The following is a 24,122-nucleotide window of genomic DNA, read 5'->3' on the forward strand; positions in this document are numbered from 1 at the left end:
GGAAATACGGGGCATGAATTCAGATATCTTGGCGGAGGTCGGCCAGCCGGTCGCTCAGGGCCCGGAACAGATAGCCCCTGTCTTCCCCCGCCAGCCAGGCGGTGATGCCGGCTCGTCGCCAGAGGGCGGCCTGCTCCGGGCTGCGCGGGTTGGCGCAAAAGGGCACGCCGGCAGCAAGGCACTGAGTCGCCAGCCGGCCGATGGCTGCTTCTACCTGCGGATCCTGGGGCTGGGGGCCGAGCCCCATATCCAGCGCCAGATCCAGGGCACCTTCCAGCACCATGTCGACGCCCTCCAGCGCCAGGATCTCGGGCAAGGCGTCAAGCCCGGCCCGGGATTCGATCATGGGCACCACCATGATGTTGTCGTTGGCGAGCCGGATATAGTCGTCGAGCTTGAGGGTACCGAAGCCGGTGATGGGGCCGCCGGTGATGCCGCGCTTGCCCAGGGGAGGAAAGCGGCTGGCGGCGATGGCCCGGGCGACGGTGGCGGCGCCGTCCACCTGGGGCAGCACTATGCCGCGGGCGCCGGCATCCAGCAGCCGGCCGATCAGCTTGGCATCCACTGCGGGAACCCGCACCAGGGGAGTACAGCCGGTGAGCAGGACGGCCTGCAGGCTGTGGCGCAGGGTTTCCTCCGACACCAGCAGGTGCTCCATATCGAGGATCACGAAATCATAGCCGGCGCGGCCGATCATTTCCGCCAGCCAGGGTCCGGGGACGGAATTGAGCAGGCCATACACGAGCTTACCCTGGCGGAGGCTGGTTTTTAACGGGTTGATGGTCAGCATAAGATAGGGTTGTTGTTTTTGTTAAATGTAAACTATTCCCATTATCATTCAAATTCAACCATTAATTTTGTGGGTGAATCGAGATGAGGTAATAAAAAGCAACTGATTTTGATTCTTATTTGTTTTAGACTCGTCAGCCATTCCAAGATGGAGAGGTTTCAGATGAGATTGACTCTAGCTGCCGCCCTGCTGGCGACACTGACCTTTAATGTGACGGCCGGGATCCAGGTCACGGATGACAGGGGCATGGAGATAGCGCTGCCCCAGCCGGCCAGCCGGCCGGCGGCGGTTTCCACCTTTGCCGCCGATACCCTGGCGGCCCTGGGTGTGCCACCGGTGGCCGTGACCCAGTTCGATGAACAGGACAGGCCCGCTTACCTGGGGGATGCCGTTAACGAGGCGGTCAGCCTGGGCACGCGCGGGCAGCCCAACCTGGAACTCTTGTCTGAACTGGCGCCGGATGCGGTGCTGGCGGTACGTCGCTATACCGAGACCATCGCCGGGCGGATAGACGCCATCGCGCCCTATGTGGCGTTCGACGATCTGACCCTGGCCGACAGCCTGAAGGCGGTGTCGGACATCGGCATCCTGGTCGGCAAGCCGGCGCAGGCCGAACGGCTCAACCTGGAGTTTCAGCAGACCCTGGAGCAGATGGCCGGGCAGGTCGGGGAACGGGCAGGGCAGAGCATCGCCCTGCTGGTCACCGCCAGCGAAGAGCCCTTCGTCTATTACGATCATTTCCTGCCGGTGGAACTGGCCACCGCCCTGGGTCTGCACAACGTGACCGGTGCCAGCCCCGACTGGCCGGGCAAGCTGCCGTTCGGTTTCCGCATGCCCCTGGAGCAACTGCTCGCCGCCGACCCGGATATCCTGGTACTGTTCCCCAGCGCCCAGCCCAGGGCCTTCGTCAACAACCCCTTGTGGAAGCATCTCAAGGCGGTGAAAAATGACCGGGTGTATCTGGTTGGCCAGCACTGGAAGGAGGGCGGCGGACCCATCGCCCGGGCGCTGATCCTGCGTCAGCTGGGCCACCTGGCTTATCCAGATCTGTTTGACCCCCCCGTCGATCTGCCGGCCGATTTGGCCTTGCATTCCTTCCGATGAAGTCGCTGCTCTTCGTGCTGGCCATGGTGCCGGTGCTGCTCTGGAGCGGGCTGGCGGTGGGCCGCCTGTCGCTGACCCCGGTCCAGATATGGACGGCGCTGCTGGGGCAGGGCGACAGCCTGGCCAGTGTGGTGGTATGGGAGCTGCGCCTGCCGCGGGCCCTGCTGGCCTTTTTGGTGGGCGCCAGCCTGGCCTTGTCGGGGCTGGTGATGCAGCGGGTGAGCCGTAACCCGCTGGCGTCCCCCGGGCTGACCGGGGTGTCCGCCGGTGCCGCCCTGGCGGTGGTCGCCGGTATCCTGTTGCTGAACACCGGTATCAATCTTACCCCCTGGCTGGCGATCGTCGGCGGCCTGTGCGCCGGCCTGCTGACCCTGTTGCTTGCCGGTGGCCGGCAGCTGCAACCGACTCGCATCGTACTCGCCGGGGTGGCGGTCACCGCCCTATGCGGCGGCCTGACTACGACGCTGCTGCTGCGGGCGGAGGCGGATGCCGGCGAATTCCTGTTCTGGATGGCGGGCGGGGTGGCCGGCCGCAGCTGGCCGCAGCTGACGTTATTGTTGAGCTGTATGACGCCGCCCCTGCTGGCCCTGTGGCTGACCCGGCGCAACCTGGAATTGCTCGGCGGCGGTGACGAGATGGCATTGAGCCTGGGTCTCAGGCCGGCGCGCTGGCGGGCCTGGTACCTGGTGCTGGCCACCGTACTGGCGGCGTCGACGGTGGCGGTGGCCGGTCCCATCGGCTTTGTCGGCCTGCTCGCTCCCCATATAGTGCGTTTCTGCTGGCCGGGGCGGCGGTTGCCCATGGGGCTGTGCCTGCTGCTCGGCGGCGTCTTGCTGATGGCGGCGGATCTGCTGGCCCGGCTGCCCGGGACCGTCCAGGAAATCCCCCTGGGGGTGATGACCGCCCTGCTCGGCGGTCCGCTGTTGCTGCGGTTGATGGTGAAGGAGAAGGTATGAAGCGGCTGTTACCCGCCCTCGGCTTGCCTCTGTTGCTGGTACTGGCAGCCTTTTCCGCCCTGGTGCAGGGGGCGGCCAATGTGCATCTGGCCAACTTGGTGGAGCTGACGGCCGGCGAGGCCGGGGAGCATATCCTCCGGGTGGTGTTGGATTACCGTATGCCCAGGGTATTGCTGGGCATGCTGGTGGGCGCCCATTTCGCCCTCGCCGGTTACCTGCTGCAGTTGATCACCCGCAACCCCCTGGCCGATGCCGGGGTGCTCGGTATTTCTTCCGGCAGCGGGCTGGCGGCGGTGACCGTGTTTGTGGTCATGACCCGGCTGCTGGGCGAGGACGCCTCCTACCGGCTGGTGCCGGTCACATTGACGCTGCTGCCCTGGCTGACCCTGGTCGGTGGGCTGCTGGCGGGGCTGCTGTTGTGGGCCTTGTGGCGCAGCACCGGGCTGAGTCCGGTGCGGCTGGCGGTGGTCGGTGCCACCTGCGCCGCCATCTTTTCCGCCTTGCTGATGGGCGCCCTGGTGGTCTGGGGCCAGGCCACCAGCGAGGTGATCATCCTCTGGCTGGCGGGTACCCTCTATGGCGCCGGCTGGGACAGGGTCTGGGCGCTGCTGCCCTGGAGCCTGGTGCTGCTGCCGCTGGTCACCGGCCTGGCCCGCCCCATGATGCTGCTCAGCCTGGATCGGCAAAAGGCGCTGACCCTCGGCTTTAACGTGAACCTGTGGAGCGGCCTGATGCTGGGGCTGGCGGTGGCACTGGCCGCCAGCGCCGTGGCCATGAGCGGACCGGTCGGTTTCGTCGGCATACTGGTGCCTTACCTGGCCCGCCGGCTCTGCCCGCACAGCGTACCGGCCCAGCTGTGGGCCTGCATCTGGCTGGGCGCTTTGCTGGTGGTGATCGGCGATACCCTGGGGCGGGTATTGATGAGCCCGTTCGAGTTGCCGGTGGGGGTGGTCACCGCCCTGGTCGGCTGTCCCTTCTTCCTCTATCTACTCAATCGTAAGGTGTGAACATGCTGGAAATCGACAAGCTGAGCCTGGGCTATGGCGAGCAGCGGATTGTCAACGGCATCAGCCTAAAGCTGGAAGCGGGCGTCTGCGCCCTGCTGGGCCCCAACGGCTGCGGCAAGAGCACCCTGCTCAAGGGACTGGCCGGCCTGCTGGCGCCCGAGGCGGGTGAGATCCGCCTGCAGGGACGAGCGCTCGGCCGGTGGCCAAGGCGCGAACTGGCGCGCCAGCTGGCGTTTATGCCCCAGCAGCCGACGGCACCGGACGAGATCCGGGTGGAACAGCTGGTGATGCTGGGGCGCTACCCGCACCTGGGTTTGTGGCGCCGACCCGGTCAGGAGGATCATGACCGGGTGGGGTGGGCGATGAGGCTGACCGGGGTCGCCGACCTGGCCGGGCGACAGCTGCGCAGCCTGTCCGGCGGCCAGCAACAGCGGACCTGGATTGCCATGGCCCTGGCCCAGCAGGCCGGTTTGTTGCTGCTGGATGAGCCGACCACCTACCTGGACTGGGGCTATCAACTGGAAACCCTGGAGTTGCTCAGGGAGCTCCACCAGGAACAGGGCCTGTCGGTGCTGATGTCGCTGCATGAACTCAATCAGGCGGCCCGCTACGCGGACCAGCTGGTGGTGATGCGGGAGGGGCGGCTGATTTGCCAGGGCAGCCCGGCCCAGGTGCTCAGGCGGGAGCTGATCGCCGGGGTGTTCGGCGTCGACGCCACCATTTCCCGGGACGACGAAGGCTATCACTATGCCCTGGCCCGGGGCACGGCCAGGTAGCCGTCCCGTAGGCAGGTGTCAATCAAAAGCATAAAAAGTTCAACTTTTAATTGAAATAAAAACAAGAATGTAAAATAATAACCAAATACTAATCATTATCATTTGGGTTTGTTTCTTTATGTCTTTTGCAGGGAAAGTGAATCACGCGGCTACCGGTTTCCGCCGTCGCCCCTTGAGTGTCCTGGTCAGCTTGGCGCTGATGCCGGCCATGCCGTCGATCGCCGCCGAGGAAGTCGCCACCAGCCAGCTGGAGCAGGTGGTGGTCGAAGGCGACTGGCTGGGTACCCCGACCAAGGAAAACGCCAAGACCTACACGGGTGCGCGTAACGTGGTGGAAAGCGAGGAGCTGCACGAGCGCGGCGCCCTCAACCTGGAGGATGCCCTGCGCCAGGTGCCCGGTATTCAGGTGCTGGACGAAACCGGTACCGGCATACTGCCCAACATCGGGGTGCGCGGCCTGAACCCGCTGCGCAGCGAGCGGGTGCAGATGCTGGTGGACGGCTATCCGGTGGCCATCGGTCCCTATACCAATGTGGGCGTCTCGCTGTTTCCGGTGACACTGCCCAGCCTTGAGGCGGTGGATATCGTGCGTGGCGGCGCCGCCACGCACTATGGCCCCAATAACGTGGGCGGTGTGCTTAACCTGGTCACCAAGCCGATTCCCAACGAAGTGGAACAGACCCTGCGTGAGCGCTTGCTGATCGCCGACGGCACCGGCCATGTGATGACCGACAGCTACTACCGGGTGGGCGGCTTCGTCACCGACAGCCTGGGCCTGCAATTCCAGGCCAACCTGCAGAAGGGCAACGGCTTCCGCGATCACTCCGACACCGAAGTACAGAACTATATCTTCGATGCCGACTACTTCCTGGATGATATCAACGAGCTCAAGGCCCAGCTGCAGTACTATGATGTGACCGCCGACCTGCCCGGCGCCCTGAGCCCGGCCGCCTATGACGCCGATCGTACCCAGTCCCAGCGCCCCTTTGATGCCTATGATGCGGATATGTGGCGCGCCAACCTGACCTGGATCCATACCCCCAGCGACGACCTCGAGTTCCAGTGGCGCAACTTCGCCCATGATGCGGATCGCACCTTCTTCTTCGCCTCACCCATGGACCCGGCCCAGACGGCCACCCAGGTGTCTGATTCCCCCCGGCTGTTCAAGGTGTACGGCACCGAGCCGAGGGTGAGCAAACAGCTGGCCAACCATACCCTGATGCTCGGCGGCCGCTACGTGCGGGAAGATGTGGACTTTGACGTCAACCGTCTGACCCTGGCCACCGGTGTCCATGCCCCGGTGCGGGAGTGGGACTTTACCACCAACGCCTATGCCGCCTACCTGAGCGATACGGTGCGTTTTATGGATGATCGCCTGGCCGTCACCCCGGGGATCCGTTACGAAGATGTGCGTACCGACTACCAGGACGCCATTTCCGGCGCCGTCAGCGACAACCGCGCCTCCGAATGGCTGCCGGGCCTGACCGTCGGCCTGCAGGCCACCGATGACGTCTTCCTGTTCGCCAACGCCCAGCGCTCCCTGGTGCCGGTGCAGACAGCGCAGGTCACTCGGGAAGGGGATGTGGCCAACGAGACCGCCTGGAACTACGAGCTGGGCAGCCGCTGGCAGCTGACCGACAGCCTGGAGGCTTCCGCCACCCTGTTCCGCATCGACTACGAGGACCAGATCGTCTTCAACCGCACCGCCCTGGTCTATGAGAACCTGGGTGAGACCCGCCAGCAGGGCATAGAGCTGGAAGGCCGCTGGCATCCGACCGATGAGTTCGAGCTGGGCCTGGGCTATACCCTGCTGGATACCGAGCAGTTGACCGGCGACAACCGGGGCAAGGAGCTGCCCAATGCACCGCGCCACCATGTGAGCGCCGATGCCACCTACAAGATGGGCCTGTGGACCGCCAGCGCCAATGCGCTCTATGCCTCGGAAAGCTTCAGCGATGCCGCCAATACGGTGAATGAAACCGCCAACGGCGGCGCCGGTGAGTTGCCTGCCTATACCCTGGTCAACAGCCGCCTGGGCCGGGATATCCCCTTGGGTAGCGACATGACCCTGAATGTGGGCCTGGGCGTGAACAACCTGCTGGATGAAGACTATTACTTCCGCGGTGTGGATGTGAGCTCCATCGGTCGTGTACCTCAGCCCGGTCGCACCTATATGCTGGAAGGCCAGCTGAACTTCTAACGCTGCAGACGCCGTTATGCAGGGGGGGCTGGTTGGCCTCTGAGCCAACTATTGGCGGCAGGGGTGCCGCCTCAAGCATACAAGGGTGGACTCGCTGTGTGTTGGCGAGGAAACAACCTGGCCCGATACCTGCCTATTGGCCGTCCGTTCTCGGGCGGCCTTTTTATTTCTGCTGGCTTTCCGGCAAGCGATCGAAGCCGCCGTATAACCAGCCGGCTGGCAGCTATGGATATTTATCCAGTTATTCCCCCATGCTAGACTCTCGGCCCTTTGTGGTACGGGCATGGCTGATTGCCCGGTTCTCTGGGCTCCAATAGATTTTATGGCTGATTTCAAAACTCACACCCAGGTGGCCGCCGTGGTCAGCGGCGGCCTGGCCGGGCTGGCCCTGTTCTCCGGGCTGGCCTCCCTGCCGGAAGCCCTGTTGTACTGGGCTGCCGGCACCCTGGGCGGCATACTGCCGGATATCGACTCCGACAGCTCGATGGCCTTGCGCATCGTGTTCCGCTGCTTCGGCGCCATGGCGGCGGCCCTGGCCGCTACCTTCGCGATAACCCTCTGGTCTGTCCCGCTCGCCCTGGGGCTGGGGGGGCTGGCTTACCTGCTGGTGCGTTATCCCCTGTGCCAGCTGTTTGCCCATTTCAGTGTGCACCGGGGGGTACTCCATTCGCTGTTGGCCAATCTGCTCTTTACCCTGGTTGCCGTAGTGCTGGCCCATCGGCTCTTTCACCTGAGCCCCCAGGCCGCCTGGGGCGTCGGCGGCTTCGTGTTTATCGGCGCGACCCTGCATCTGTTGTTGGATGAGTTGTACAGCGTGGATCTGGCCGGGATGCGCATCAAGCAGTCGTTCGGCACGGCGCTGAAATTGACCGACTGGTCGGCACCGGGCTGGAGCCTGCTGCTTGTGCTGCAGATTGCCGCCTGCTGGTGGCTGGCCCCCAGTCCGCTGGATTGGCAGCAAGTGTGGCAACAGCAGCAGATATGGCCCTGGTCGGCCGGCGGCAGCCTGGTGCCACCGCTGCAGGAGCTGAGCGAACTGGTACTGCAGGGGTGGGCACTGCTGATAAAGGGGATCTAATCGCCGACTGGCCCGAACCGGCATTTGCGCTGAGACTTAGGGGGGGCTGTTACGGGACATCCCCTAACAGCAGAGCCTTGTCCCACTCCGGGCCCTGGACCTGTTCCATGCCCGCAGGGAGTAGCTCCAGATGGTGAAGTTTATCAGTAAAAATATTCTAACCGGCCTGATCACCCTGTTGCCGGTGACACTGACCCTGTATCTGCTCTACTGGATCATCATCTCCATGGAGGCGGTTCTGGGCAACCTGATCCGCGCCTTGGTGCCTTACCACTGGTATGTTCCCGGCCTGGGCCTGCTGGTCGGTTGTATCCTGGCCTTTGTGGTGGGGTTGTTGATGCACGCCTATGTGGTGCAGAGCCTGTTTGCCAGGGGGGAGCAATTGCTCTACCGGATGCCGGTGATCAAGTCCATCTATCGGGCAATACGTGATTTCTTCGATTACTTTTCGCCGGAAACCCGCAAGGAGTTTGAACAGGTGGTGGCGGTCAGGCTGGGGGATAGCGAGTTGGAGCTGATCGGTTTCGTCACCCAGGCCAAGCAGGAGCGGCTACCGCCCGGGCTCCGCCAGGCAGGCTATGTACTGGTCTATCTGCCGCTCAGTTATATGATTGGCGGTTATGCGGTGTTGATTCCGAGCAGCGCGGTGCGGCCCCTGGACATGAGCCTGGAAGAAGCCATGCGCTTTACCCTGACCGCCGGTGTCACCGGCATCAGGCCCAAACCCGGATCCGGGAAGGGCGGAGGCGAGCATAAAAGCGACGCCGGAGGTTAGGCGACCGGGCAAGTTCTGCTATTATAGCGTCACTGGAAAGTCCCGTTCCGCCTCCCCCACCGGGCATCTAATCATAATTATCACGGTGAATTTCCAGACCACCCAACGTTGAACATTTCATACAGGACAAGTGCAATGAGTCTTGCCGACAAGGTTTTAGCCGTCAACAACGACCTTCCCATCCGTACCCAGCAGCCGGTTCACAGCGGCAAGGTGCGCTCTGTCTATTGGCTGACCGAAGCAGACAGCCGCCGGCTGATTGCCGAAAAGGGCTATAACGTGGCCGCCGACGCGCCCTTGGCGATCATGGTGATCAGCGATCGTATCTCGGCCTTTGACTGCATCTGGCATGGTGAAGGTGGTATCAACGGGGTACCGGGCAAGGGCGCGGCGCTGAATGCTGTCTCCAACCACTGGTTCAAGCTGTTCCGCGAGCAGGGTCTGGCCGACAGCCATATCTTGGATATTCCCCATCCCTTCGTGTGGATAGTGCAAAAAGCCAAACCGGTGAAGATCGAGGCCATCTGCCGCCAGTATATTACCGGTTCCATGTGGCGCAGTTATGCCAAGGGCGAGCGGGAGTTCTGCGGCATTCGCCTGCCCGATGGCCTGCAAAAAGACCAGAAGCTGCCGGAGTTGTTGATCACCCCGTCTACCAAGGGTGTCCTCAAGGGCATTCCCGGGGTGCCGGAGGCGGACGATGTGAACATTACCCGCCAGAATATCGAAGACAACTTCGCCGCCTTCAACTTCAGCAGCCGGGAGGATATCGCCCACTACGAAAAGCTGCTGAAAGAAGGCTTCGAGGTGATAAGCCGGGAGCTGGGCAAGCTCGATCAGATCTTCGTCGATACCAAGTTCGAGTTCGGCTATGTTGCCGATGCCGAAGGCAATGAAAAGCTGATCTACATGGATGAGGTGGGCACTCCCGACTCATCCCGCATCTGGGACGGCCCGTCCTATAGGGAAGGACGCATAGTGGAGAACTCCAAGGAAGGCTTCCGCCAGCTGTTGCTCAATCACTTCCCCGATCCGGATATCCTGCTCAACAAGGAGCGCATGGCCGAACGGGAGGCCTTGGCCCGGGACAATGCATTGCCAACCGAGGTACTGATGGACATCTCCCGCACCTATGTGGGTATCGCCGAGAAAATCACCGGTGAAAAGCTGGTGCTGTCCGACAACCCCAAGGCGGATATCATCGCCATACTGCGCGACGAATACGGCCTGGTGGACTGAGTCGCCGCCTCACCCATACCCCAATAATAATGCCGGGATATCCCGGCATTATTATTGGGGTATGGGTGATGTCAGCCGAGTTTGGGGGCGTCGTAGTCTTCCGGCTCGTCCGTGTAGATACAGACGTTGTGGTCTGCCACCAGGCCATCGGGGTTGACGCAGTGGGCCTGAAAGAAGTCATTGATGGCGCTGCGCTGACAATGGGCTTCAAAGCTGGCCATGTCGGCCCAGATCTCGTTGAATACCAGCGGATGGCTTTGGCCACCGGCAAAGGGACTCGGGATGTGCCGGGTGACCCGGTACTGCAGGCAACCGTCTTCGCGCAGGGTATCGGCTTCGAGCGCCTGTAACACGCGGAACAGCGCTTTTTCCTGGCCCGCTTTGGGCGTAAAGGCGGCAATGCAATAGACCTTGCTGGACATCTTTTTTCCTCGATTCTCAAAAGCAAAACGCCACCGCGGACGGTGGCGTTTGAGTAGTGGGTACGGGTACTCAGCGGGTGCCGAATACCACTATGGTCTTGCCGTGGGCGGAGATCAGGTTCTGTTCTTCCAGCATTTTCAGGATGCGGCCCACGGTTTCCCGGGAGCAGCCGACGATCTGGCCGATTTCCTGGCGGGTGATCTTGATTTGCATGCCGTCCGGGTGGGTCATGGCATCGGGTTGGCGGGCCAGGTTGAGCAGGGTCTCGGCGATACGGCCGGTGACATCCAGGAACGCCAGGTCGCCCACCTTCTGACTGGTGCTCTGCAGCCGCTTGGCCATCTGACCGGACAGGCGGATCAGGATTTCCGGGTTCACCTGGATCAGCTGGCGGAATTTCTTATAGGAAATTTCCGCCACTTCACAGGGGGTCTTGGCACGCACCCAGGCCGAACGCACCGGGCTTTCGAGTTCCTCAAACATGCCGAGTTCGCCGATAAAGTCGCCCTGATTCAGATAAGACAGGATCATTTCCTTGCCATCTTCATCCTTGATCAGCACAGCCACCGAGCCTTTCACTATGTAGTAGAGGGTTTCGGCCTTTTCGCCCGCATGGATCAGGGAGCTTTTCGCCGGATACTTGTGTATATGGCAATGTGACAAAAACCATTCCAGGGTAGGATCACTTTGGGGCTTGCCAATAACCATGGACTTTCCTCTTAATTAACTCGGGCGCAATACCCAGGCAACCAGGCTGCCTTGCCTTGTGGATAGTCGCTAGCATAAAAGGCTTGGACCCCGCCATCAAGAGCCTATGGGCTTTTATCCACTCGTCGAGACGGAGGCAATGGGCTAACATGCCACTTTTGCATGTTCATGGGAGGCGATATGAAAGCAAGAGTAAACTGGCTGCAGGATCTGTGCTTTGAGGCAACGTCCGAATCCGGCCACAAGATCATCTTGGATGGCACCAACCCGGGCAAGGGTCCCAGCCCGATGGAGGCGGTACTGCTGGGTGCCGGTGGCTGCAGCGCCATCGATGTGGTGATGATCCTGGAGAAGGGTCGCCATACGGTCACCGGTTGCGAGGTGGAGCTCAGCGCCGAGCGGGCCGAACAGCCCCCCAGGGTGTTTACCGATATTCATCTGCACTTTGTGGTGAGCGGCCCCGAGCTGGCCGACAAGCAGGTGGCGAGAGCCGTTCAAATGTCGATGGAAAAATATTGCTCGGTGATGATGATGCTGGAAAAGGCCGCCAAGGTCTCCCATTCCTTTGAGATTAACGCCGCCTGATGGTGGCAGGGTTTCGCTCAGGCGGAGCCGTTATCTAGCGGATTTTCCCGGTTTCCAGCAGTTGCTCCAGCATGGGGCGCAAAATCAGCTCCATGGCAAAACCCATCTTGCCGCCGGGCACCACCAGGGTGTTGCGGCGGGACATGAAAGAACCGTCGATCATCGCCAGCAGGTAGGGGAAGTCGACGTTCTTGATGCCCCGGAAACGGATCACCATCATGCTCTCATCCAGGGTGGGTATGGTCTTGGCGCTGAAGGGGTTGGAGGTGTCCACCGTCGGTACCCGCTGGAAGTTGATATGGGTGCGGGAAAACTGGGGGGTGATGAAGTTAATATAATCCTCCATCGAGCGTACGATGGAGTCGGTGACCGCTTCCCGGGAATGGCCCCGCTCGGCGGTATCGCGGATCAGTTTTTGAATCCACTCCAGGTTGACGATGGGTACCATGCCTACCAGCAGATCCACATGCTGGGCGACGTTTTGCTCCTCGGTGACCACGCCCCCGTGCAGCCCTTCGTAAAACAGCAGATCGGTGTCGTTGGCCAGCTGCTGCCAGGGGGTAAAGGTGCCCGGCATCTGGTTGAAGGGCACGGCTTCATCAAAGGTGTGCAGATAACGGCGGAACTGGCCGGTGCCGGTATTGCCGTATTCCTTGAAGAACTGCTCGAGCAGATCGAAGTCGTTGGCCTCGGGCCCGAAATAGCTGATATGGCGGCCCTGCTCCCGGGCCCGGCGAATGGCCACATCCATTTCCGGGCGGGTATAGCGGTGGAAACTGTCGCCTTCGACTACCGCCGCCTTGACACCCAGCTGGGCAAACATGGATTGAAAGACGTCGGTGGAGGTGGAGGTGCCCGCACCGGATGAACCTGTAACCGCAATAACGGGGTGTTTGGCTGACATAATGGGCCCTATTTATTCAGTGACTGTGGATGTTTATACGCAGTCGGCCGGGGGCAGGTCAAGGTTTGTGAGCCACCTGGGTCGCCGGCACTATGTTGATGCTGTCATGCAGCTCGCTGTAAAGGATGATCGCCTCGCCCAGCTTTAGCTGCTGTTTAACCTGCCGTACCTTTTCCGCCAGCTCGGTTTCCTGTTCGCCGTAATCGGTTCCTTCCCGCAGCACGAAGTGCTCGATTAGGTTGTTCAGGGTGTCTTCGGTCAGTTCTTGATAGGGAATGATCAATCTATGCTCCTAAGTATTTGGCCAATGGTCTGCCAGCCAGTCGGGGATACGTTGTTCCAGCCAGAAACGGGGGCGCCAGGGCGGGCCTTGCATAAAGCCCACGTGGCCGCCGGTCCGGCTTAATTCATAGTGGATGGTCGGCGACAGGGAGGCTGGGTCCGGGATCACTGCCGCCGACATAAAAGGATCGTCTGCCGCGTGGATCACTAGGGTGGGGGTGTTGATGGTCTTGAGCCTGGACAGGCCAGAGCAACGCCGGTAGTAGTCGTCGGCATCCCTGAAGCCATGCATCGGGGCGGTGATCCTGTCATCGAACTGTTTCAGGCTGCGGATCCGTTCCAGCTCGTCCGACCAGGCCTGGCCCGGGTGCCGGGCCAAGCGCCGTTGCCAGTTACGTTTCATGCGCTGCAGCAGGTAGTACTGATAGACTCGGGAGAATCCTTGGTCTATCCGCTCGGCACAGGCGGCCAGATGCAAAGGAGCCGAGATCACTGCGGCGCAGCATAAGGGATTATCCCTGTGCTCCGCCAGGTAATTGACCAACATGTTGCCGCCCAGGGAATAGCCGATGGCGGCCAGAGGGCGCCCGGGAAAATGGCTGGCAAGCCGCTGCAACAGGTAGTGGGGATCTTCGGTTGCGCCCGAATGATAGGCTGTCAGGGTTCGGTTGGGTACGCCGCTGCAGCCGCGGAAATGCATCAGCAGCGGCTGCCAGCCACGGGCATGGACGGCGGCCATCATGCCCTTGGCATAGTGCGATTGAACACAGCCCTCCAGACCATGAAACAGCACCACCAGGGGGCTGGTGTCGGGCAGCCGGGGCAGGCCCCAGGCCAGATCCACAAAGTCACCGTCCGGCAGCTCCAGGCGCTGGCTCCGGTAGGCGATGTTGGTCCGGTGCAGGTATTTGGCAAAGATGGTTTGCACATGGCCGCTGCGCGCCCACCAGGGAGAAGTAAAGGGGCCGGGCTGATTCATCTGAACCTACTAACAAGCTGACATATCGGGGTGATCGGGGCAGGGGGAGTGCCCGTCCGGTGGCACCATCATAAAATACTGGGCGCCGCCGGTAAAATCGAGTAGAACATGCTTTTATTCCTTTCGGTTTATATTGATGGATCTTGCGTTTATCGGCCCGGTCGCCGGCTTTGCCTTGGCAGCCTGTGGCACGCCCGGGCCCAATAACATGCTACTTACCAGCTCGGGTACCCGCTCCGGCTACCGGCCTACCCTGAAATTATTGCTGGGTATCATGCTCGGGTTGCAGACCCTGATGCTGCTGACCGCCCTGGGCCTTGGCCAGCTCTTTATCCTGTGGCCAGTGTTGCAGTGGGCGCTGAAAATCGCCGGCAGCCTCTACCTGCTCTGGCTGGCCTTTAAAATAGCCAGTGCTCCCCCTCCCGATCGGCAGCAAGGCGATACGGGCATGCGCTGGCATCAGGGTGCCCTGTTCCAGTTCCTGAATCCCAAGTCCTGGCTGATGGCCATCTCCGCCATCAGCGGCTTCACCCTGGCCGGAGAGGCTTACTGGCCGTCGACCTTCTGGGTGCTGTCGGTATTCCTGTTTTTCGGCGTGTTGACTGGCCATATATGGGCCCTGTTTGGCATGCATGTGCGGCGCTGGCTGCATACACCGCTGGATTGGCGGTGCTTTAATCTGCTGATGGCGGGCCTGACCGCCGTCAGTGTACTGATGATCTGGTGGTGAGCCGTTTTTTTTGTTAATTGATTAGCGATTATGGTCAAAGGGTGTAGAATTTGGGCGCATTTTGCCCTCTGGATGGCCGCTTAATTTACTTCCTTGCGTAGTCGATGAGACTGCGGCGAGGTGTGGAACTTACCGAAATAGTGCCATTTGGAACAATTACTTAGACCAAGGCAGTCATGGTTTCAGACACTGATACATTTAAAGAAATACGTCCCTACCGGGATGATGAGGTAGCCGCGGCCACCGAGCGCCTGATCCGGGATGATGAATTCATTGGCGCCATCGCCAAATACCGTTTTCCTGCTTTTTCCCAATGGGGTGGCCCCCTGTTGAAAGCCGCCATCCGGCTCTACCTGGGTTGGCGCTGGCGCAACCTCGCCAGCATTCGCCAGGTTCAGCTGGAAGTGGCGGGCTATATGGAGAAAATGATCGCCAATACCACCGGCGGGGTGAGTTATTCCGGCATTGAACAGCTTAAGCCGGGCGTCGGCTATCTGTTTATCTCCAACCACAGGGACATCGCCCTGGATCCGGCCTTCGTCAATTGGGGGCTGCACAGCAACGGCCTGGATACGGTGCGCATCGCCATCGGCGACAACCTGCTGCGCAAGCCCTGTGCCACCGAGCTGATGAAGCTGAACAAGAGCTTTATCGTCAAGCGCTCGGCCAAGGGACCGCGGGAGATGATGAAGGCCTTCAGCGAACTGTCCGCCTATCTGCGCCACTCCATCGATGAGGGCCAGTCCATCTGGATCGCCCAGAAAGAAGGACGGGCCAAGGACGGCGATGACAGAACAGATCCGGCTATCCTGAAAATGTTCTATATGGAAGGGAAAAGGCAGAAAATCCCCTTTAATGACTACATTAAAAGCCTGAACCTGGTCCCCGTATCCATCTCCTATGAATACGATCCGGGCGATCTGGCCAAGGCCCGCGAGCTGTACGCCAAAGCCCGCCACGGCTCCTACGAAAAAAGTGAGTTCGAGGATATTCAGAGCATAGTACAGGGCATTGTCGGCCAGAAAGGCCGGGTGCATGTCACCTTCGGGCAGCCGATCGGTGGTGAGTTTGAAGGTCCCGAGCAGTTGGCGCAGGCCATCGATCGGGAAATTCACACCAATTACCACCTGTTCCCCAGCAATTATCTGGCGGCGGGACAAACGGCCCATATTGATCCCAAGGCCATCGAACTGTTTGAGCAGCATATGGCACAGATGCCCCAGGACCTGCGGGAGCTGGTGCTGTCTATGTATGCCAGGCCGGTCGCCAACAAGGGGCAGGCTTAACGGGAGCAAGGCGGGTGGCACAGGAAATAACGGCCAGTCAGTTAAGCGGACTACGGGTCTTTGCCGTGGCCGCCAGGCTGCATAGTTATTCCGCCGCCGCCGCCGAGCTGCATGTCACCCAGGCCGCGGTCAGCCAACAGATCCGCAACCTGGAGCAGAGCCTGAACTGCCGGCTGTTCCGCCGTCAGGGCACGCAGATGTTGCTGACCGAACAGGGGGAACAGTTGCAGCCGCTGGTGGAGCAGGGTCTGGCCCTGCTCCACCAGGGCCTGTCCCTGCTCACCGATCCCCCCTTGGCAGGCCCGCTGGTGATCAGCGTGCTGCCCTCGCTGGCGGCACGCTGGCTGATGCCGCGGCTGTGGCGTTTCACCAGTGCCTACCCCACCATAGATATCCGTCTGTTGCCCAGCCAGCAGCTGGCCGACCTGTCCCGAGATAAGGTGGATCTGGCCATTCGCTATGGTCAGGGCCACTACCCCGGATTGCACAGCGAATTATTGATGCGGGATATGGCCTTTCCGGTCTGCAGCCCGGCACTGGCGGCTCGGTTGCACCAGGTCGACGATCTTGAACAGGTGACGCTTGTGGCGGCGCCCGAGTATGCCGGTGTCAGCTGGCAGAACTGGTTGGCGCTCTCGGGCCGGCAGTCGTTGTTGGCGCACTGCCGGAGCGTGACGGTGGATGACGGCAGCTTGGCGCTGGATATGGTGCTGGCGGGGCAGGGAGTGGCTTTGAGCCGCTCCGTGCTGGTGGCCGAACTGCTGCGTGAAGGCCGGCTGTGCCGGCCCTTCGTCGAACAGCTGGCGCCCCTGCATCAGTATTATATGGTGTGGCACCCGGATTCTCCCAAACAGGCGCGGATCCGGGCCTTTTGCCAGTGGCTTCTCCAGGAAGCGGACAGCGTAACGCCGGCAGGGTGAAGCTGGCGCCCTGCTAGCTTTCAGCTCTTTTAAGCCATTCCAGCCGCCAGTCGGCTTGGCCGTCCAGCGCCAGGGCCTGGCCCAGGCGGGGCAGCAGCCCGGCCAGCTTGCTGTCCAGCTGCCAGGGCGGATTGAGTACTATCATGCCCGAACCGTACATGCCGAAGTCATCGGCCTGTTGCTCCACCATCAACTCGGCGCACAGCACCTGCTCGAAACCCAGCTTGGCGAGCGCCTGTTTCAATTGCCCGCTGCGATCCACGGCCCTGGCCAGCAGCGGGTACCAGACCGCATAAATCCCGATGGGCCAGCGTTGATGAGCCTTGGCCAGGGTAGAGGCGACCCGCTGGTAGTCTTCTTTGATCTCGTAGGGCGGGTCAATCAGCACCAGGCCCCGCTTGGGGGTGGGCGGTAGCAGGCCGACCAGGCCTTCGAAGCCGTCCCTGTGGTGAATGGCGATGCCGTCCTGCCTGAGCTGGTCACGCAGTATATCGATTTCATTATTGTGCAGCTCCATCAGTGCCAGCCTGTCCTGGGGCCGCTTGAAATGGCGCGCCACCTGGGGGGAGCCCGGATAGAAGGCCAGCTCATCGCTATCGTTCAAGGCCCTGACGGCATCCAGATAGGTTTGCAGCTCGGGCCATCGCTCCTGCTGCTGCCACAACTTGGCAATGCCGTCCCGGTATTCGGCCCGTTTCTGGGTCCATTCGTGGTCCAGGGCATAGCCGCCGGCACCGGCATGGGTATCTATGTAGCTGAAGCCCTTGTCCTTGGCGCCCAGGGCCTCGAGGATAAGGCATTGCACGGCATGTTTTAGCACGTCCGCATGGTTGCCGGCGTGAAAGGCATGGCGATAACTGAGCATTATTTTTCCTGTAAGGTACCGGCAAGCCGGGCTTGCCACAGCGGGGCATCGGCCACGCCGGATTGGGTGAGGTAGGTGAGCAGGGCACCGCTGCCGGTGACGGCGGGGTGCTCGTCCAGCACCTGCAACAGTTCGGCCTGTTGCCAGCGCTCCAGTTCCAGTTCGTGTTGCAGCAACTGCTGGTACTGTTCGCTGGGCAGATCATGCTTGAGATTTTTTCTCAGGTCGCGCCACTGGTCGAACAGCCTTGCCCGCTGTAATGCCCGATTATTAAAGGGCGCGAGGGGCACCGTCAGCCCCTGCTGCTCGAGCATCAGCAATAACAGCAACAGGTTGATATTGGCACCATGGTTATCCTGCAGCGCCAGGCAGGCCGGAGCCACGCCAGGCTTGCCGTAATGGCGGCTGCTGAACTGCCAGAAGGAGGAGGAGGTGATGCTCATCAGTTGACTTCCTGCTCCAGCTGTTCCAGTTGTTCCTGCAGCGCCAGCCACTCGGCTTCGGTGTCGGCCAGCTGCTGTTGCAGGGGCGACTGGGCCTGTAACAACTGCTGCAGGCGCGCCTTGTGCTCGGCCTGATACAGCTCGGGCTCGGCCAGTTCTATCTCGATAGCCGCCAGCTTGCCGCCGATCTCCTCCATCCTGCCCTCCAGTTTGCCGATGGCCTTGCGCAGGGGCTGGCTCTGCTGGCGCAGCTCGGCCTGGCGGCGCTTTTCCGCCTTGCGGGCCTGGGCCGAATTTTCTCCCCCGGCAGTGACCGCCGGCTGTGCGCTCTTTTCCCGTTCCAGCAGCCACTTATGGTAATCCTCCAGATCCCCGTCGAAGGGCGAGACCCGGCCGCCGTCCACCAGATACAGCTCATCGGTGGTGGCCCTGAGCAGGTGCCGGTCGTGGGAGACGATCACCATGGCGCCTTCGAACGCCTGCAGCGCCAGGGTCAGCGCCTCGCGCATATCCAGATCCAGGTGGTTGGTGGGTTCATCCAGCAGCAGCAGATTGGGTTTCTGATAGACGATCAGCGCCAGCACCAGACGGGCCTTTTCGCCGCCGGAGAAGGGGCCGACCGGCTCCTTGACCTTGTCGCCCCGGAAGTCGAAACCGCCCAGGTAATCCCGCAGGCTCTGCTCGCTGGCTTTTGGGTCGAGCCGGGCGATATGGGTCAGCGGCGACTCTTCCGGATGCAGGCTTTCCAGCTGATGCTGGGCGAAATAGCCCAGGCTGATGCCCTTGCTGGCTTCGAGCTTGCCCGACATCGGCGACAGTTCACCGGCCAGCAGCTTGATAAAGGTGGACTTGCCGGCGCCATTGCGCCCCAGCAGGCCGATGCGCGAGCCGGGCACCAGGTTGAGCTGGATATTCGACAGCACCGCCTTGCCCTGATACCCCGCCGACAGTTTTTCCATCACCAGCAGCGGGGTGGGCAGGCTGGTCGGGGGGCGGAAGCTGAAGCTGAATGGCGAATCCACATGGGCCGGCAGGATCAGCTCCATCCGCTCCATGGCCTTGAGCCGGCTCTGGGCCTGTTTGGCCTTGCTGGCCTTGTAGCGAAAGCGATCCACATAGCTTTGCATATGGCTCAATGCCCGCTGCTGTTTGTCGTACATGGCCTGTTGCAGCGCCAGCTGCTCGCAGCGCATTCGCTCGAAGTCCGAGTAATTGCCGGTATATTCGTTTAACTTGGCATTTTCGATATGGATGATGCGGTTCACCACCGCATCGAGAAAGTCCCGGTCGTGGGAGATCAGGATCAGGGTGCCCGGGTAGCTGTTCAGCCAGCGTTCCAGCCAGATCACCGCATCCAGATCCAGGTGGTTGGTGGGTTCATCCAGCAACAGCAGATCGGAGCGGCAGATTAGCGCCTGGGCCAGGTTCAGGCGCATCCGCCAGCCGCCGGAAAAATCCTTTACCGGGCGCGCCTGGGCGTCGGCGGCAAAACCCAGGCCATGGAGCAGCTCCGCGGCCCGGGCATGGATATGATAGCCGCCGTGGGTGTCCAGCCTGCCGTGCAGCTCGGCGATGGCCAGGCCGTCGTGGGCCGTCTCAGCCTCGCTCAGCTGCCGGCAAAGCCGGCGGTATTCCCGGTCGCCATCGATCACGTAGTCCAGCGCCGAACAGTCGAGCCCCGGGGTTTCCTGGGCCACGCTGGCTATCTGCCAGTCGGCGGGCAGGCTCAGCTGGCCGCTGTCCAGGCCGAGCTCGCCCTTGAACAGGGCAAACAGGCTGGACTTGCCACAACCGTTCTGGCCGACCAGGCCGACCTTCTGCCCGCCATGGATAGTGGCACTGGTATCTTTTAACAGGGGGCGGCCCCCCCGGAGTAACTCAATCTGGCTGGCGATGATCATGGCGTGGGCAAACTCATGGCGAAAAACGCCATTTTAGCCGGTTTTACCCCTCTGATGACAGAGGCTACCCAGCCAATGTCGGCAATCTTGCTCGAACTGGGGCACGCCGGCGAAACCATAGCGCTCGGCCAGCTGTTCCAGGCCCGTGCCCTGGCCGAGATCGCGCAGGGCAAACAACAACCTGGCCTGCAGGCGCCAGCTGTCGCCATCGGTGCCGAACAGGCGGCGAAAGTCGTCTTGTTCTGCACCATCAAGGGTAAATCCGCTCGGATCCCGGCAGACCTTGGCCAGCAGCGGCGGCTGGCTGTCGACAGGGGTAAAGGACAACTCGCGCAATTCATCATGGGCGGCCCGGCACAGGCGGCCGTAGGGACCTTGCCAGTCCCTGGGCTGCTGCCAGTGGGCCAGCTTGTCCAGCAGCGCGGGCAACAGGGCGGAAGCCGGCAGGCGGCCGCTGTCTCCGGGCTGTTCCAGGCGGGGGGACAGCAGCAGGGTGCTTACCCTGGCGCCGGCAAAGGCATGCCAGGCAAACAGGGTCTCACTGGCCAGATACACTCCCTGTCCCGCCACCAGCGGGTAATAGTGGCGGCCGAGTTGCAGCAGCCCCGAGCCCTGATGGACCAGCAACGCCTGGCCCTTGAGGTGGCGTTGACGCTTGCCCGGGATCAATTTGGTCGAGGCGTGAAAAAGATAACTAATGCTGTAATGCAGGCGTGAGGTCATTGTAGTTGGTTCGATTTTGGCGGAAAATTCGGGTTAGTTGTCACTCAGAGGATGTAGCCATGGAGACTCGCCGCAAGAAGCGCTTTATTGCCGGCGCCACCTGCCCTAAATGCCATGCTATGGATACCATGATGCTGTATATGGAGCACGGTGTCGAGAAGGTTGACTGTGTCGCCTGTGGCCATAGCCAGAGCCAGACGGATGCCAAGGTGAGCGAAGCCGGCGGCGGGGATGTGATTGGCCTGTTCAAGCCGCAATAGCCATATTTCACGAGTGGAAATATTGGGCTAGAATAGGTGCCGGCAGATCGAGGCAATCATATTCCCTGTGTAAGCTTGTTTTCTGCCATGATGGCCCCTTTGGGGCCATTTTTTGCCCGCCTCATTGCTTCCTTGTGTCATGCATTTCATCCCACCTGGCCATCATGTATCCTATGCACATATTCACGACCAGGGTAGAACCAATGAAAGTATCCCAAGACAGTGTAGTTACCCTCGATTACACCGTATCCAAGGCCGACGGCGAAGTGCTCGACTCCACCGAAGGCAAACAGCCGCTGCAATACCTGCACGGCACCGGCTATCTGGTAGCCGGCCTGGAAGCCGCCCTGCTCGACAAACTGGCCGGGGAAGACTTTGAAGTGACCTTGCCGCCGGAGCAGGCCTACGGCGAATATGATGACAGCCTGGTGCAGTCGGTCCCCGGCGAGCTGTTCGATGGCATGGAAGTCTCGGAAGGCGATACCTTCGTGGCCGAAACAGACGATGGCCACCGTCCGGTGACCATAGTGGAAGTGGCCGAAGAGTACGTGAAAGTCGACGGCAACCATCCGCTGGCGGGCATGACCCTTGTGTTTAAGGGCCTAGTACGCGAAGTGCGTGCCGCCACCGAAGAAGAGCTGGCCCACGGTCATGTGCATGGTGAACACGGCCATGACGACCACGATCATGATCACGCCGGCGGTTGCTGCGGTCACAAGCACTGAGCTGCATGAGGGAATACGGGGCGCTTCGGCGCCCTTTTCAATGGGCGGGGTGCGCCATCAATAGTGGGGGGGCGGGGTCTCCTCCGCCTGGCTGGCGATCTGCCCGCCCTGGATTTCCTTTAATTTTGAACCCATCAGGGTGAGCTGAGTCTTAAGCTTGGCGAGCTCGGCGCCCTGGGCGGTGATTTCCCGGTGGAGCTGCTCTATGGTGTCGTCCTGAAACGCCAGGCGGGTTTCGAGTTGTTCGATGCGGGCTTCCTGATTCATGCTGACCTCTTGTAGCTTGCCGGGCTTGGCTTATGACCTGGGCGACGGGGTGATCGTATTGGCTATTGTCACCGAATGCAGGAACAGACACCAGTTTCTTTGCCATGGAGCTGAAGCCCGACCGGCAGCGCCTTTCGACGCGGGAACTGACGAAAGATGCCGCAGTCCACAGGCCTGTGGATATTTTTATGCTGTTGGGCTTTCGCATGGGTAAGCTGAAACGGTAGTATAGGCCGTGAGTGATAAGTACTTTATTTTCCATGGGGTTGCGCCCCAGTTTGGAGTAGATAATGAAAAAACTGTTGCAAGTAAGTTTGTTGGCATCTGCTGTTCTGGTGGGGTTGAGTGGCTGTAAAGACGAAAAAGTGGCTGAGACTGCCCCGGCGGCAACCACTGAGTCCGGTGTTGAGCTGACCAGTTTTGAACAAAAGTCGGCCTATGCCATTGGTTTGTCCATGGGTCGCTATATTGGCTCTACCCTGGAAAAACAACAGGAACTGGGCGTTGACCTCGATAATGAAGTTATCTTGCAAGGTGTAAAGGACGGCTTTTCCGATCAGGGACAGATGTCTGACGAGGAAGTACAGGGCGCCCTGACCGCCTATGATGAGCGCATCAATACCCTGATTGAGGCGCAAGCAGAGGAAAAGGCGGCGGCCAACCAGGCCAAGGGCCAGGAGTTCCTGGCAGAAAACGCCAAGCGTGACGGCGTACAGGTTACCGAGTCCGGCCTGCAGTATGAAGTGCTGACGGCAGCAGAAGGCGATAAGCCGGCGGCCGAAGATGTAGTGACGGTACACTACACCGGCACCCTGATCGACGGCACCCAGTTTGACAGCTCGGTTGAACGTGGCGAGCCCGCCAGCTTCCCGCTGAACCAGGTCATCCCGGGTTGGACCGAAGGCGTGCAGCTGATGCCGGTGGGCGCCAAGTACAAGTTCTTTATTCCCGCCGAACTCGGCTACGGCGAGACCGGTGCCGGTACCATCCCCGGCAACTCGGTGCTGATCTTCGAGGTTGAGCTGCTGGAAATCGCCCAGGCCGAGGAAGTGGTAAAAGAAGATTAACGGCCGGCTAATCAGATAAAAATGGCGCCACTTGGCGCCATTTTTGTTGGTCCTGTTCAGTCGTTCTCTAACCAGCCCCGCCAGCGTTCGGGGGCTGCGAGCAGGGCCTCCTTGCGTGCTTTCGACAGCCGTTTTAGGCGCCGCTCCAGGCGCAGGGCCAGCGATTTGTCGGTGAGCGGCTGCTGCCATACCAGTACCGCCGGGCGGCGAGACCAGACATAGCGGGATGCCCGACGGGCATCCCGATTATGTTCCCGGCACCGTCGCAGCGGATCCAGGCTGATGCCCGTATACAGGCTGCCGTCCCGGCAGCGTAGCAGATAAATAAACCAGTTTTGGCTCTGTGATCCCGGGGCTGAGTTCATTTAGCCGTTTATAATCAAATGGTTGATAAGGCGGATAATACAGGGTTCCAGGATGAATAGAAACGATAACGGCGCGGCCCTGGTACTGGGCTCTCTCATCGCACTGGGCCTGGTCTGGAGCGGTAGTTATCTCAAGGACGCGGTCGCTATTTGGAAGCAGGCTGATCGGGTGGTGGCGGTAAAGGGCTTGGCCGAACGGGAGGTTCAGGCGGATCTGGTTGTATGGCCGCTTAGCTTTTCGGTCACGGCAGACACCCTGGCCGAGTTATATGAGGCGCTCGATAACGATCAGCAGAAAATCACCGTTTTTTTGATGCAGGCGGGATTCAGCGAACAGGAGATCAGGGCGACGGCACCGGCGGTCACCGATCTATGGATAGACAACTATGGTGAGCGACGGGCGCCACAACGCTACCGAGCCGATGCCATCGTGCTGGTGCGCACGGCTCAGGTCGAGCGGGTTAACAACATCCAACCGGAGGCGATTACCCTGGTCAGTCAGGGTGTACTGCTCAGGCAGCGTTTTGAACACAAGACCCAGTATCTGTTTACCCGTTTGAACGAGATCAAGCCGGATATGATTGCCGAAGCCACCGCCAATGCCCGGGCGGCGGCTCAGCAGTTCGCCAAGGACGCCGATGCGGAGGTAGGCGCCATCCGCTCCGCCCAGCAAGGCTATTTCTCTGTGTCCGATCTGGACGGCTATACGCCCGAGAAAAAACAGGTGCGGGTGGTCACCAGCGTGGAATACTCCCTGGAATAGC

At 61.0% G+C, this 24,122-nt stretch carries 28 protein-coding genes; 16 read left to right on the forward strand and 12 right to left on the reverse strand.

Translation table 11 applies throughout. The annotated features are described in order from the left end of the window. Window positions 1–19: 19 nt before the first annotated feature. Window positions 20–790, reverse strand: coding sequence for an HpcH/HpaI aldolase family protein (locus tag ABD806_RS15965; protein WP_344959786.1), 771 nt, complete (start codon window positions 788–790; stop codon window positions 20–22). Window positions 791–952: 162 nt separating this feature from the next. On the opposite strand from ABD806_RS15965, the gene ABD806_RS15970 reads away from it, so the two are divergent. From ABD806_RS15970 to ABD806_RS16005, 8 genes are all read left to right on the forward strand, one after another. After that, window positions 953–1,894 carry an ABC transporter substrate-binding protein gene (locus ABD806_RS15970; protein WP_344959787.1) on the forward strand — a complete coding sequence of 314 codons (942 nt, stop codon included), beginning with the start codon at window positions 953–955 and terminating at the stop codon, window positions 1,892–1,894. Further along, window positions 1,891–2,850 carry a FecCD family ABC transporter permease gene (locus ABD806_RS15975; RefSeq protein ID WP_344959789.1) on the forward strand — a complete coding sequence of 320 codons (960 nt, stop codon included), beginning with the start codon at window positions 1,891–1,893 and terminating at the stop codon, window positions 2,848–2,850. The genes ABD806_RS15970 and ABD806_RS15975 overlap by 4 nt, the downstream gene beginning before the upstream one ends. Next, entirely contained in the window at window positions 2,847–3,857 is a 1,011-nt protein-coding gene (locus tag ABD806_RS15980; RefSeq protein WP_344959790.1) for a FecCD family ABC transporter permease, read from the forward strand. The genes ABD806_RS15975 and ABD806_RS15980 overlap by 4 nt, the downstream gene beginning before the upstream one ends. A 2-nt stretch (window positions 3,858–3,859) precedes the next feature. Beyond that, window positions 3,860–4,633 (forward strand): ABC transporter ATP-binding protein, encoded by a 774-nt coding sequence (locus ABD806_RS15985; protein ID WP_344959791.1) that lies wholly within the window; start codon window positions 3,860–3,862, stop codon window positions 4,631–4,633. A gap of 118 nt (window positions 4,634–4,751) precedes the next feature. After that, window positions 4,752–6,833: a TonB-dependent receptor family protein gene (locus tag ABD806_RS15990; RefSeq protein ID WP_344959792.1), complete on the forward strand. Its 2,082-nt coding sequence runs from the start codon at window positions 4,752–4,754 to the stop codon at window positions 6,831–6,833. Between the two features lie 322 nt (window positions 6,834–7,155). Continuing rightward, window positions 7,156–7,911, forward strand: coding sequence for a metal-dependent hydrolase (locus ABD806_RS15995; protein WP_344959793.1), 756 nt, complete (start codon window positions 7,156–7,158; stop codon window positions 7,909–7,911). A 130-nt stretch (window positions 7,912–8,041) separates the two neighbouring features. Beyond that, window positions 8,042–8,686, forward strand: a complete 645-nt coding sequence (locus ABD806_RS16000; protein ID WP_344959794.1) for a DUF502 domain-containing protein — start codon at window positions 8,042–8,044, stop codon at window positions 8,684–8,686. 135 nt (window positions 8,687–8,821) lie between these two features. Continuing rightward, entirely contained in the window at window positions 8,822–9,925 is a 1,104-nt protein-coding gene (locus ABD806_RS16005; RefSeq protein WP_344959795.1) for a phosphoribosylaminoimidazolesuccinocarboxamide synthase, read from the forward strand. A gap of 71 nt (window positions 9,926–9,996) precedes the next feature. Here the strand turns inward: ABD806_RS16005 and ABD806_RS16010 are convergent, their stop codons facing one another. Then, a complete protein-coding gene (locus ABD806_RS16010; RefSeq protein ID WP_344959796.1) occupies window positions 9,997–10,347 on the reverse strand; it encodes a putative quinol monooxygenase in 351 nt (116 codons plus the stop codon). 70 nt (window positions 10,348–10,417) lie between these two features. After that, window positions 10,418–11,056 (reverse strand): cAMP-activated global transcriptional regulator CRP, encoded by a 639-nt coding sequence (gene crp / locus ABD806_RS16015; protein WP_344959797.1) that lies wholly within the window; start codon window positions 11,054–11,056, stop codon window positions 10,418–10,420. Between the two features lie 180 nt (window positions 11,057–11,236). Between crp and ABD806_RS16020 the strand changes: the two genes are divergently transcribed. Next, window positions 11,237–11,641, forward strand: coding sequence for an OsmC family protein (locus tag ABD806_RS16020; protein WP_344959798.1), 405 nt, complete (start codon window positions 11,237–11,239; stop codon window positions 11,639–11,641). A gap of 34 nt (window positions 11,642–11,675) precedes the next feature. Here the strand turns inward: ABD806_RS16020 and ABD806_RS16025 are convergent, their stop codons facing one another. The 3 genes from ABD806_RS16025 to ABD806_RS16035 are packed head-to-tail and all read right to left on the reverse strand — an operon-like array spanning window position 11,676 to window position 13,806. Further along, a complete protein-coding gene (locus ABD806_RS16025; protein WP_344959799.1) occupies window positions 11,676–12,545 on the reverse strand; it encodes a phosphoribulokinase in 870 nt (289 codons plus the stop codon). A gap of 58 nt (window positions 12,546–12,603) precedes the next feature. Beyond that, the gene (locus ABD806_RS16030; protein WP_344959800.1) at window positions 12,604–12,828 is read right to left on the reverse strand and encodes a YheU family protein; all 225 of its coding nucleotides are present in this window, start codon (window positions 12,826–12,828) and stop codon (window positions 12,604–12,606) included. A 9-nt stretch (window positions 12,829–12,837) separates the two neighbouring features. Then, window positions 12,838–13,806: a hydrolase gene (locus tag ABD806_RS16035; RefSeq protein ID WP_344959801.1), complete on the reverse strand. Its 969-nt coding sequence runs from the start codon at window positions 13,804–13,806 to the stop codon at window positions 12,838–12,840. 136 nt (window positions 13,807–13,942) lie between these two features. On the opposite strand from ABD806_RS16035, the gene ABD806_RS16040 reads away from it, so the two are divergent. The 3 genes from ABD806_RS16040 to ABD806_RS16050 all read left to right on the forward strand — a co-directional run bounded on the left by ABD806_RS16040 (window position 13,943) and on the right by ABD806_RS16050 (window position 16,742). Beyond that, window positions 13,943–14,536: a LysE family translocator gene (locus ABD806_RS16040; RefSeq protein ID WP_344959802.1), complete on the forward strand. Its 594-nt coding sequence runs from the start codon at window positions 13,943–13,945 to the stop codon at window positions 14,534–14,536. A 176-nt stretch (window positions 14,537–14,712) separates the two neighbouring features. Continuing rightward, window positions 14,713–15,822: a 1-acyl-sn-glycerol-3-phosphate acyltransferase gene (locus tag ABD806_RS16045; protein WP_344959803.1), complete on the forward strand. Its 1,110-nt coding sequence runs from the start codon at window positions 14,713–14,715 to the stop codon at window positions 15,820–15,822. 14 nt (window positions 15,823–15,836) lie between these two features. Continuing rightward, window positions 15,837–16,742: a LysR substrate-binding domain-containing protein gene (locus ABD806_RS16050; protein ID WP_344959804.1), complete on the forward strand. Its 906-nt coding sequence runs from the start codon at window positions 15,837–15,839 to the stop codon at window positions 16,740–16,742. 13 nt (window positions 16,743–16,755) lie between these two features. Here the strand turns inward: ABD806_RS16050 and ABD806_RS16055 are convergent, their stop codons facing one another. The 4 genes from ABD806_RS16055 to ABD806_RS16070 are packed head-to-tail and all read right to left on the reverse strand — an operon-like array spanning window position 16,756 to window position 20,674. After that, window positions 16,756–17,607: a 23S rRNA (adenine(2030)-N(6))-methyltransferase RlmJ gene (locus ABD806_RS16055; protein ID WP_344959805.1), complete on the reverse strand. Its 852-nt coding sequence runs from the start codon at window positions 17,605–17,607 to the stop codon at window positions 16,756–16,758. Further along, window positions 17,607–18,050, reverse strand: a complete 444-nt coding sequence (locus tag ABD806_RS16060) for a TIGR02444 family protein (protein WP_344959806.1) — start codon at window positions 18,048–18,050, stop codon at window positions 17,607–17,609. The genes ABD806_RS16055 and ABD806_RS16060 overlap by 1 nt, the downstream gene beginning before the upstream one ends. After that, window positions 18,050–19,951, reverse strand: coding sequence for an ABC transporter ATP-binding protein (locus tag ABD806_RS16065; RefSeq protein ID WP_344959807.1), 1,902 nt, complete (start codon window positions 19,949–19,951; stop codon window positions 18,050–18,052). The genes ABD806_RS16060 and ABD806_RS16065 overlap by 1 nt, the downstream gene beginning before the upstream one ends. 33 nt (window positions 19,952–19,984) lie before the next feature. Next, complete coding sequence (locus ABD806_RS16070) at window positions 19,985–20,674, reverse strand: hypothetical protein (protein ID WP_344959808.1); 690 nt, start codon at window positions 20,672–20,674, stop codon at window positions 19,985–19,987. Between the two features lie 59 nt (window positions 20,675–20,733). Between ABD806_RS16070 and ABD806_RS16075 the strand changes: the two genes are divergently transcribed. Further along, window positions 20,734–20,934, forward strand: coding sequence for a YheV family putative zinc ribbon protein (locus tag ABD806_RS16075; RefSeq protein WP_344959809.1), 201 nt, complete (start codon window positions 20,734–20,736; stop codon window positions 20,932–20,934). A gap of 203 nt (window positions 20,935–21,137) precedes the next feature. Next, window positions 21,138–21,659 carry a peptidylprolyl isomerase gene (gene slyD / locus ABD806_RS16080; RefSeq protein ID WP_344959810.1) on the forward strand — a complete coding sequence of 174 codons (522 nt, stop codon included), beginning with the start codon at window positions 21,138–21,140 and terminating at the stop codon, window positions 21,657–21,659. Between the two features lie 57 nt (window positions 21,660–21,716). On the opposite strand, the gene ABD806_RS16085 is transcribed toward slyD, so the two are convergent. Continuing rightward, the gene (locus tag ABD806_RS16085; RefSeq protein ID WP_344959811.1) at window positions 21,717–21,926 is read right to left on the reverse strand and encodes a SlyX family protein; all 210 of its coding nucleotides are present in this window, start codon (window positions 21,924–21,926) and stop codon (window positions 21,717–21,719) included. 290 nt (window positions 21,927–22,216) lie between these two features. On the opposite strand from ABD806_RS16085, the gene fkpA reads away from it, so the two are divergent. Then, on the forward strand, window positions 22,217–22,993 hold the full coding sequence (gene fkpA, locus ABD806_RS16090) for an FKBP-type peptidyl-prolyl cis-trans isomerase (RefSeq protein ID WP_344959812.1): 777 nt from the start codon (window positions 22,217–22,219) through the stop codon (window positions 22,991–22,993). A gap of 56 nt (window positions 22,994–23,049) precedes the next feature. Here fkpA and ABD806_RS16095 read toward each other — a convergent pair whose 3' ends face one another. Beyond that, on the reverse strand, window positions 23,050–23,358 hold the full coding sequence (locus tag ABD806_RS16095) for a GIY-YIG nuclease family protein (protein ID WP_344959813.1): 309 nt from the start codon (window positions 23,356–23,358) through the stop codon (window positions 23,050–23,052). 52 nt (window positions 23,359–23,410) lie between these two features. On the opposite strand from ABD806_RS16095, the gene ABD806_RS16100 reads away from it, so the two are divergent. Beyond that, window positions 23,411–24,121, forward strand: coding sequence for an SIMPL domain-containing protein (locus ABD806_RS16100; RefSeq protein ID WP_344959814.1), 711 nt, complete (start codon window positions 23,411–23,413; stop codon window positions 24,119–24,121). Window position 24,122: the final 1 nt, after the last annotated feature.

Origin of the sequence: Zobellella aerophila, from assembly GCF_039539325.1 — a bacterium.
Classification (GTDB): Bacteria; Pseudomonadota; Gammaproteobacteria; order Enterobacterales; family Aeromonadaceae; genus Oceanimonas; species Oceanimonas aerophila.

Coding starts and splice junctions, on each gene's coding strand:
- ABD806_RS15985 (WP_344959791.1), top strand. CDS start 3,860: ATGCTGGAAATCGACAAGCTGAGCCTGGGCTATGGCGAGCAGCGGATT.
- ABD806_RS16060 (WP_344959806.1), bottom strand. CDS start 18,050: ATGAGCATCACCTCCTCCTCCTTCTGGCAGTTCAGCAGCCGCCATTAC.
- ABD806_RS15990 (WP_344959792.1), top strand. CDS start 4,752: ATGTCTTTTGCAGGGAAAGTGAATCACGCGGCTACCGGTTTCCGCCGT.
- ABD806_RS16065 (WP_344959807.1), bottom strand. CDS start 19,951: ATGATCATCGCCAGCCAGATTGAGTTACTCCGGGGGGGCCGCCCCCTG.
- ABD806_RS16025 (WP_344959799.1), bottom strand. CDS start 12,545: ATGTCAGCCAAACACCCCGTTATTGCGGTTACAGGTTCATCCGGTGCG.
- fkpA (WP_344959812.1), top strand. CDS start 22,217: ATGAAAAAACTGTTGCAAGTAAGTTTGTTGGCATCTGCTGTTCTGGTG.
- ABD806_RS16000 (WP_344959794.1), top strand. CDS start 8,042: ATGGTGAAGTTTATCAGTAAAAATATTCTAACCGGCCTGATCACCCTG.
- ABD806_RS15975 (WP_344959789.1), top strand. CDS start 1,891: ATGAAGTCGCTGCTCTTCGTGCTGGCCATGGTGCCGGTGCTGCTCTGG.
- crp (WP_344959797.1), bottom strand. CDS start 11,056: ATGGTTATTGGCAAGCCCCAAAGTGATCCTACCCTGGAATGGTTTTTG.
- ABD806_RS15970 (WP_344959787.1), top strand. CDS start 953: ATGAGATTGACTCTAGCTGCCGCCCTGCTGGCGACACTGACCTTTAAT.
- ABD806_RS16020 (WP_344959798.1), top strand. CDS start 11,237: ATGAAAGCAAGAGTAAACTGGCTGCAGGATCTGTGCTTTGAGGCAACG.
- slyD (WP_344959810.1), top strand. CDS start 21,138: ATGAAAGTATCCCAAGACAGTGTAGTTACCCTCGATTACACCGTATCC.
- ABD806_RS15980 (WP_344959790.1), top strand. CDS start 2,847: ATGAAGCGGCTGTTACCCGCCCTCGGCTTGCCTCTGTTGCTGGTACTG.
- ABD806_RS16005 (WP_344959795.1), top strand. CDS start 8,822: ATGAGTCTTGCCGACAAGGTTTTAGCCGTCAACAACGACCTTCCCATC.
- ABD806_RS15995 (WP_344959793.1), top strand. CDS start 7,156: ATGGCTGATTTCAAAACTCACACCCAGGTGGCCGCCGTGGTCAGCGGC.
- ABD806_RS16085 (WP_344959811.1), bottom strand. CDS start 21,926: ATGAATCAGGAAGCCCGCATCGAACAACTCGAAACCCGCCTGGCGTTT.
- ABD806_RS15965 (WP_344959786.1), bottom strand. CDS start 790: ATGCTGACCATCAACCCGTTAAAAACCAGCCTCCGCCAGGGTAAGCTC.
- ABD806_RS16075 (WP_344959809.1), top strand. CDS start 20,734: ATGGAGACTCGCCGCAAGAAGCGCTTTATTGCCGGCGCCACCTGCCCT.
- ABD806_RS16055 (WP_344959805.1), bottom strand. CDS start 17,607: ATGCTCAGTTATCGCCATGCCTTTCACGCCGGCAACCATGCGGACGTG.
- ABD806_RS16100 (WP_344959814.1), top strand. CDS start 23,411: ATGAATAGAAACGATAACGGCGCGGCCCTGGTACTGGGCTCTCTCATC.
- ABD806_RS16035 (WP_344959801.1), bottom strand. CDS start 13,806: ATGAATCAGCCCGGCCCCTTTACTTCTCCCTGGTGGGCGCGCAGCGGC.
- ABD806_RS16070 (WP_344959808.1), bottom strand. CDS start 20,674: ATGACCTCACGCCTGCATTACAGCATTAGTTATCTTTTTCACGCCTCG.
- ABD806_RS16045 (WP_344959803.1), top strand. CDS start 14,713: ATGGTTTCAGACACTGATACATTTAAAGAAATACGTCCCTACCGGGAT.
- ABD806_RS16010 (WP_344959796.1), bottom strand. CDS start 10,347: ATGTCCAGCAAGGTCTATTGCATTGCCGCCTTTACGCCCAAAGCGGGC.
- ABD806_RS16095 (WP_344959813.1), bottom strand. CDS start 23,358: ATGAACTCAGCCCCGGGATCACAGAGCCAAAACTGGTTTATTTATCTG.
- ABD806_RS16040 (WP_344959802.1), top strand. CDS start 13,943: ATGGATCTTGCGTTTATCGGCCCGGTCGCCGGCTTTGCCTTGGCAGCC.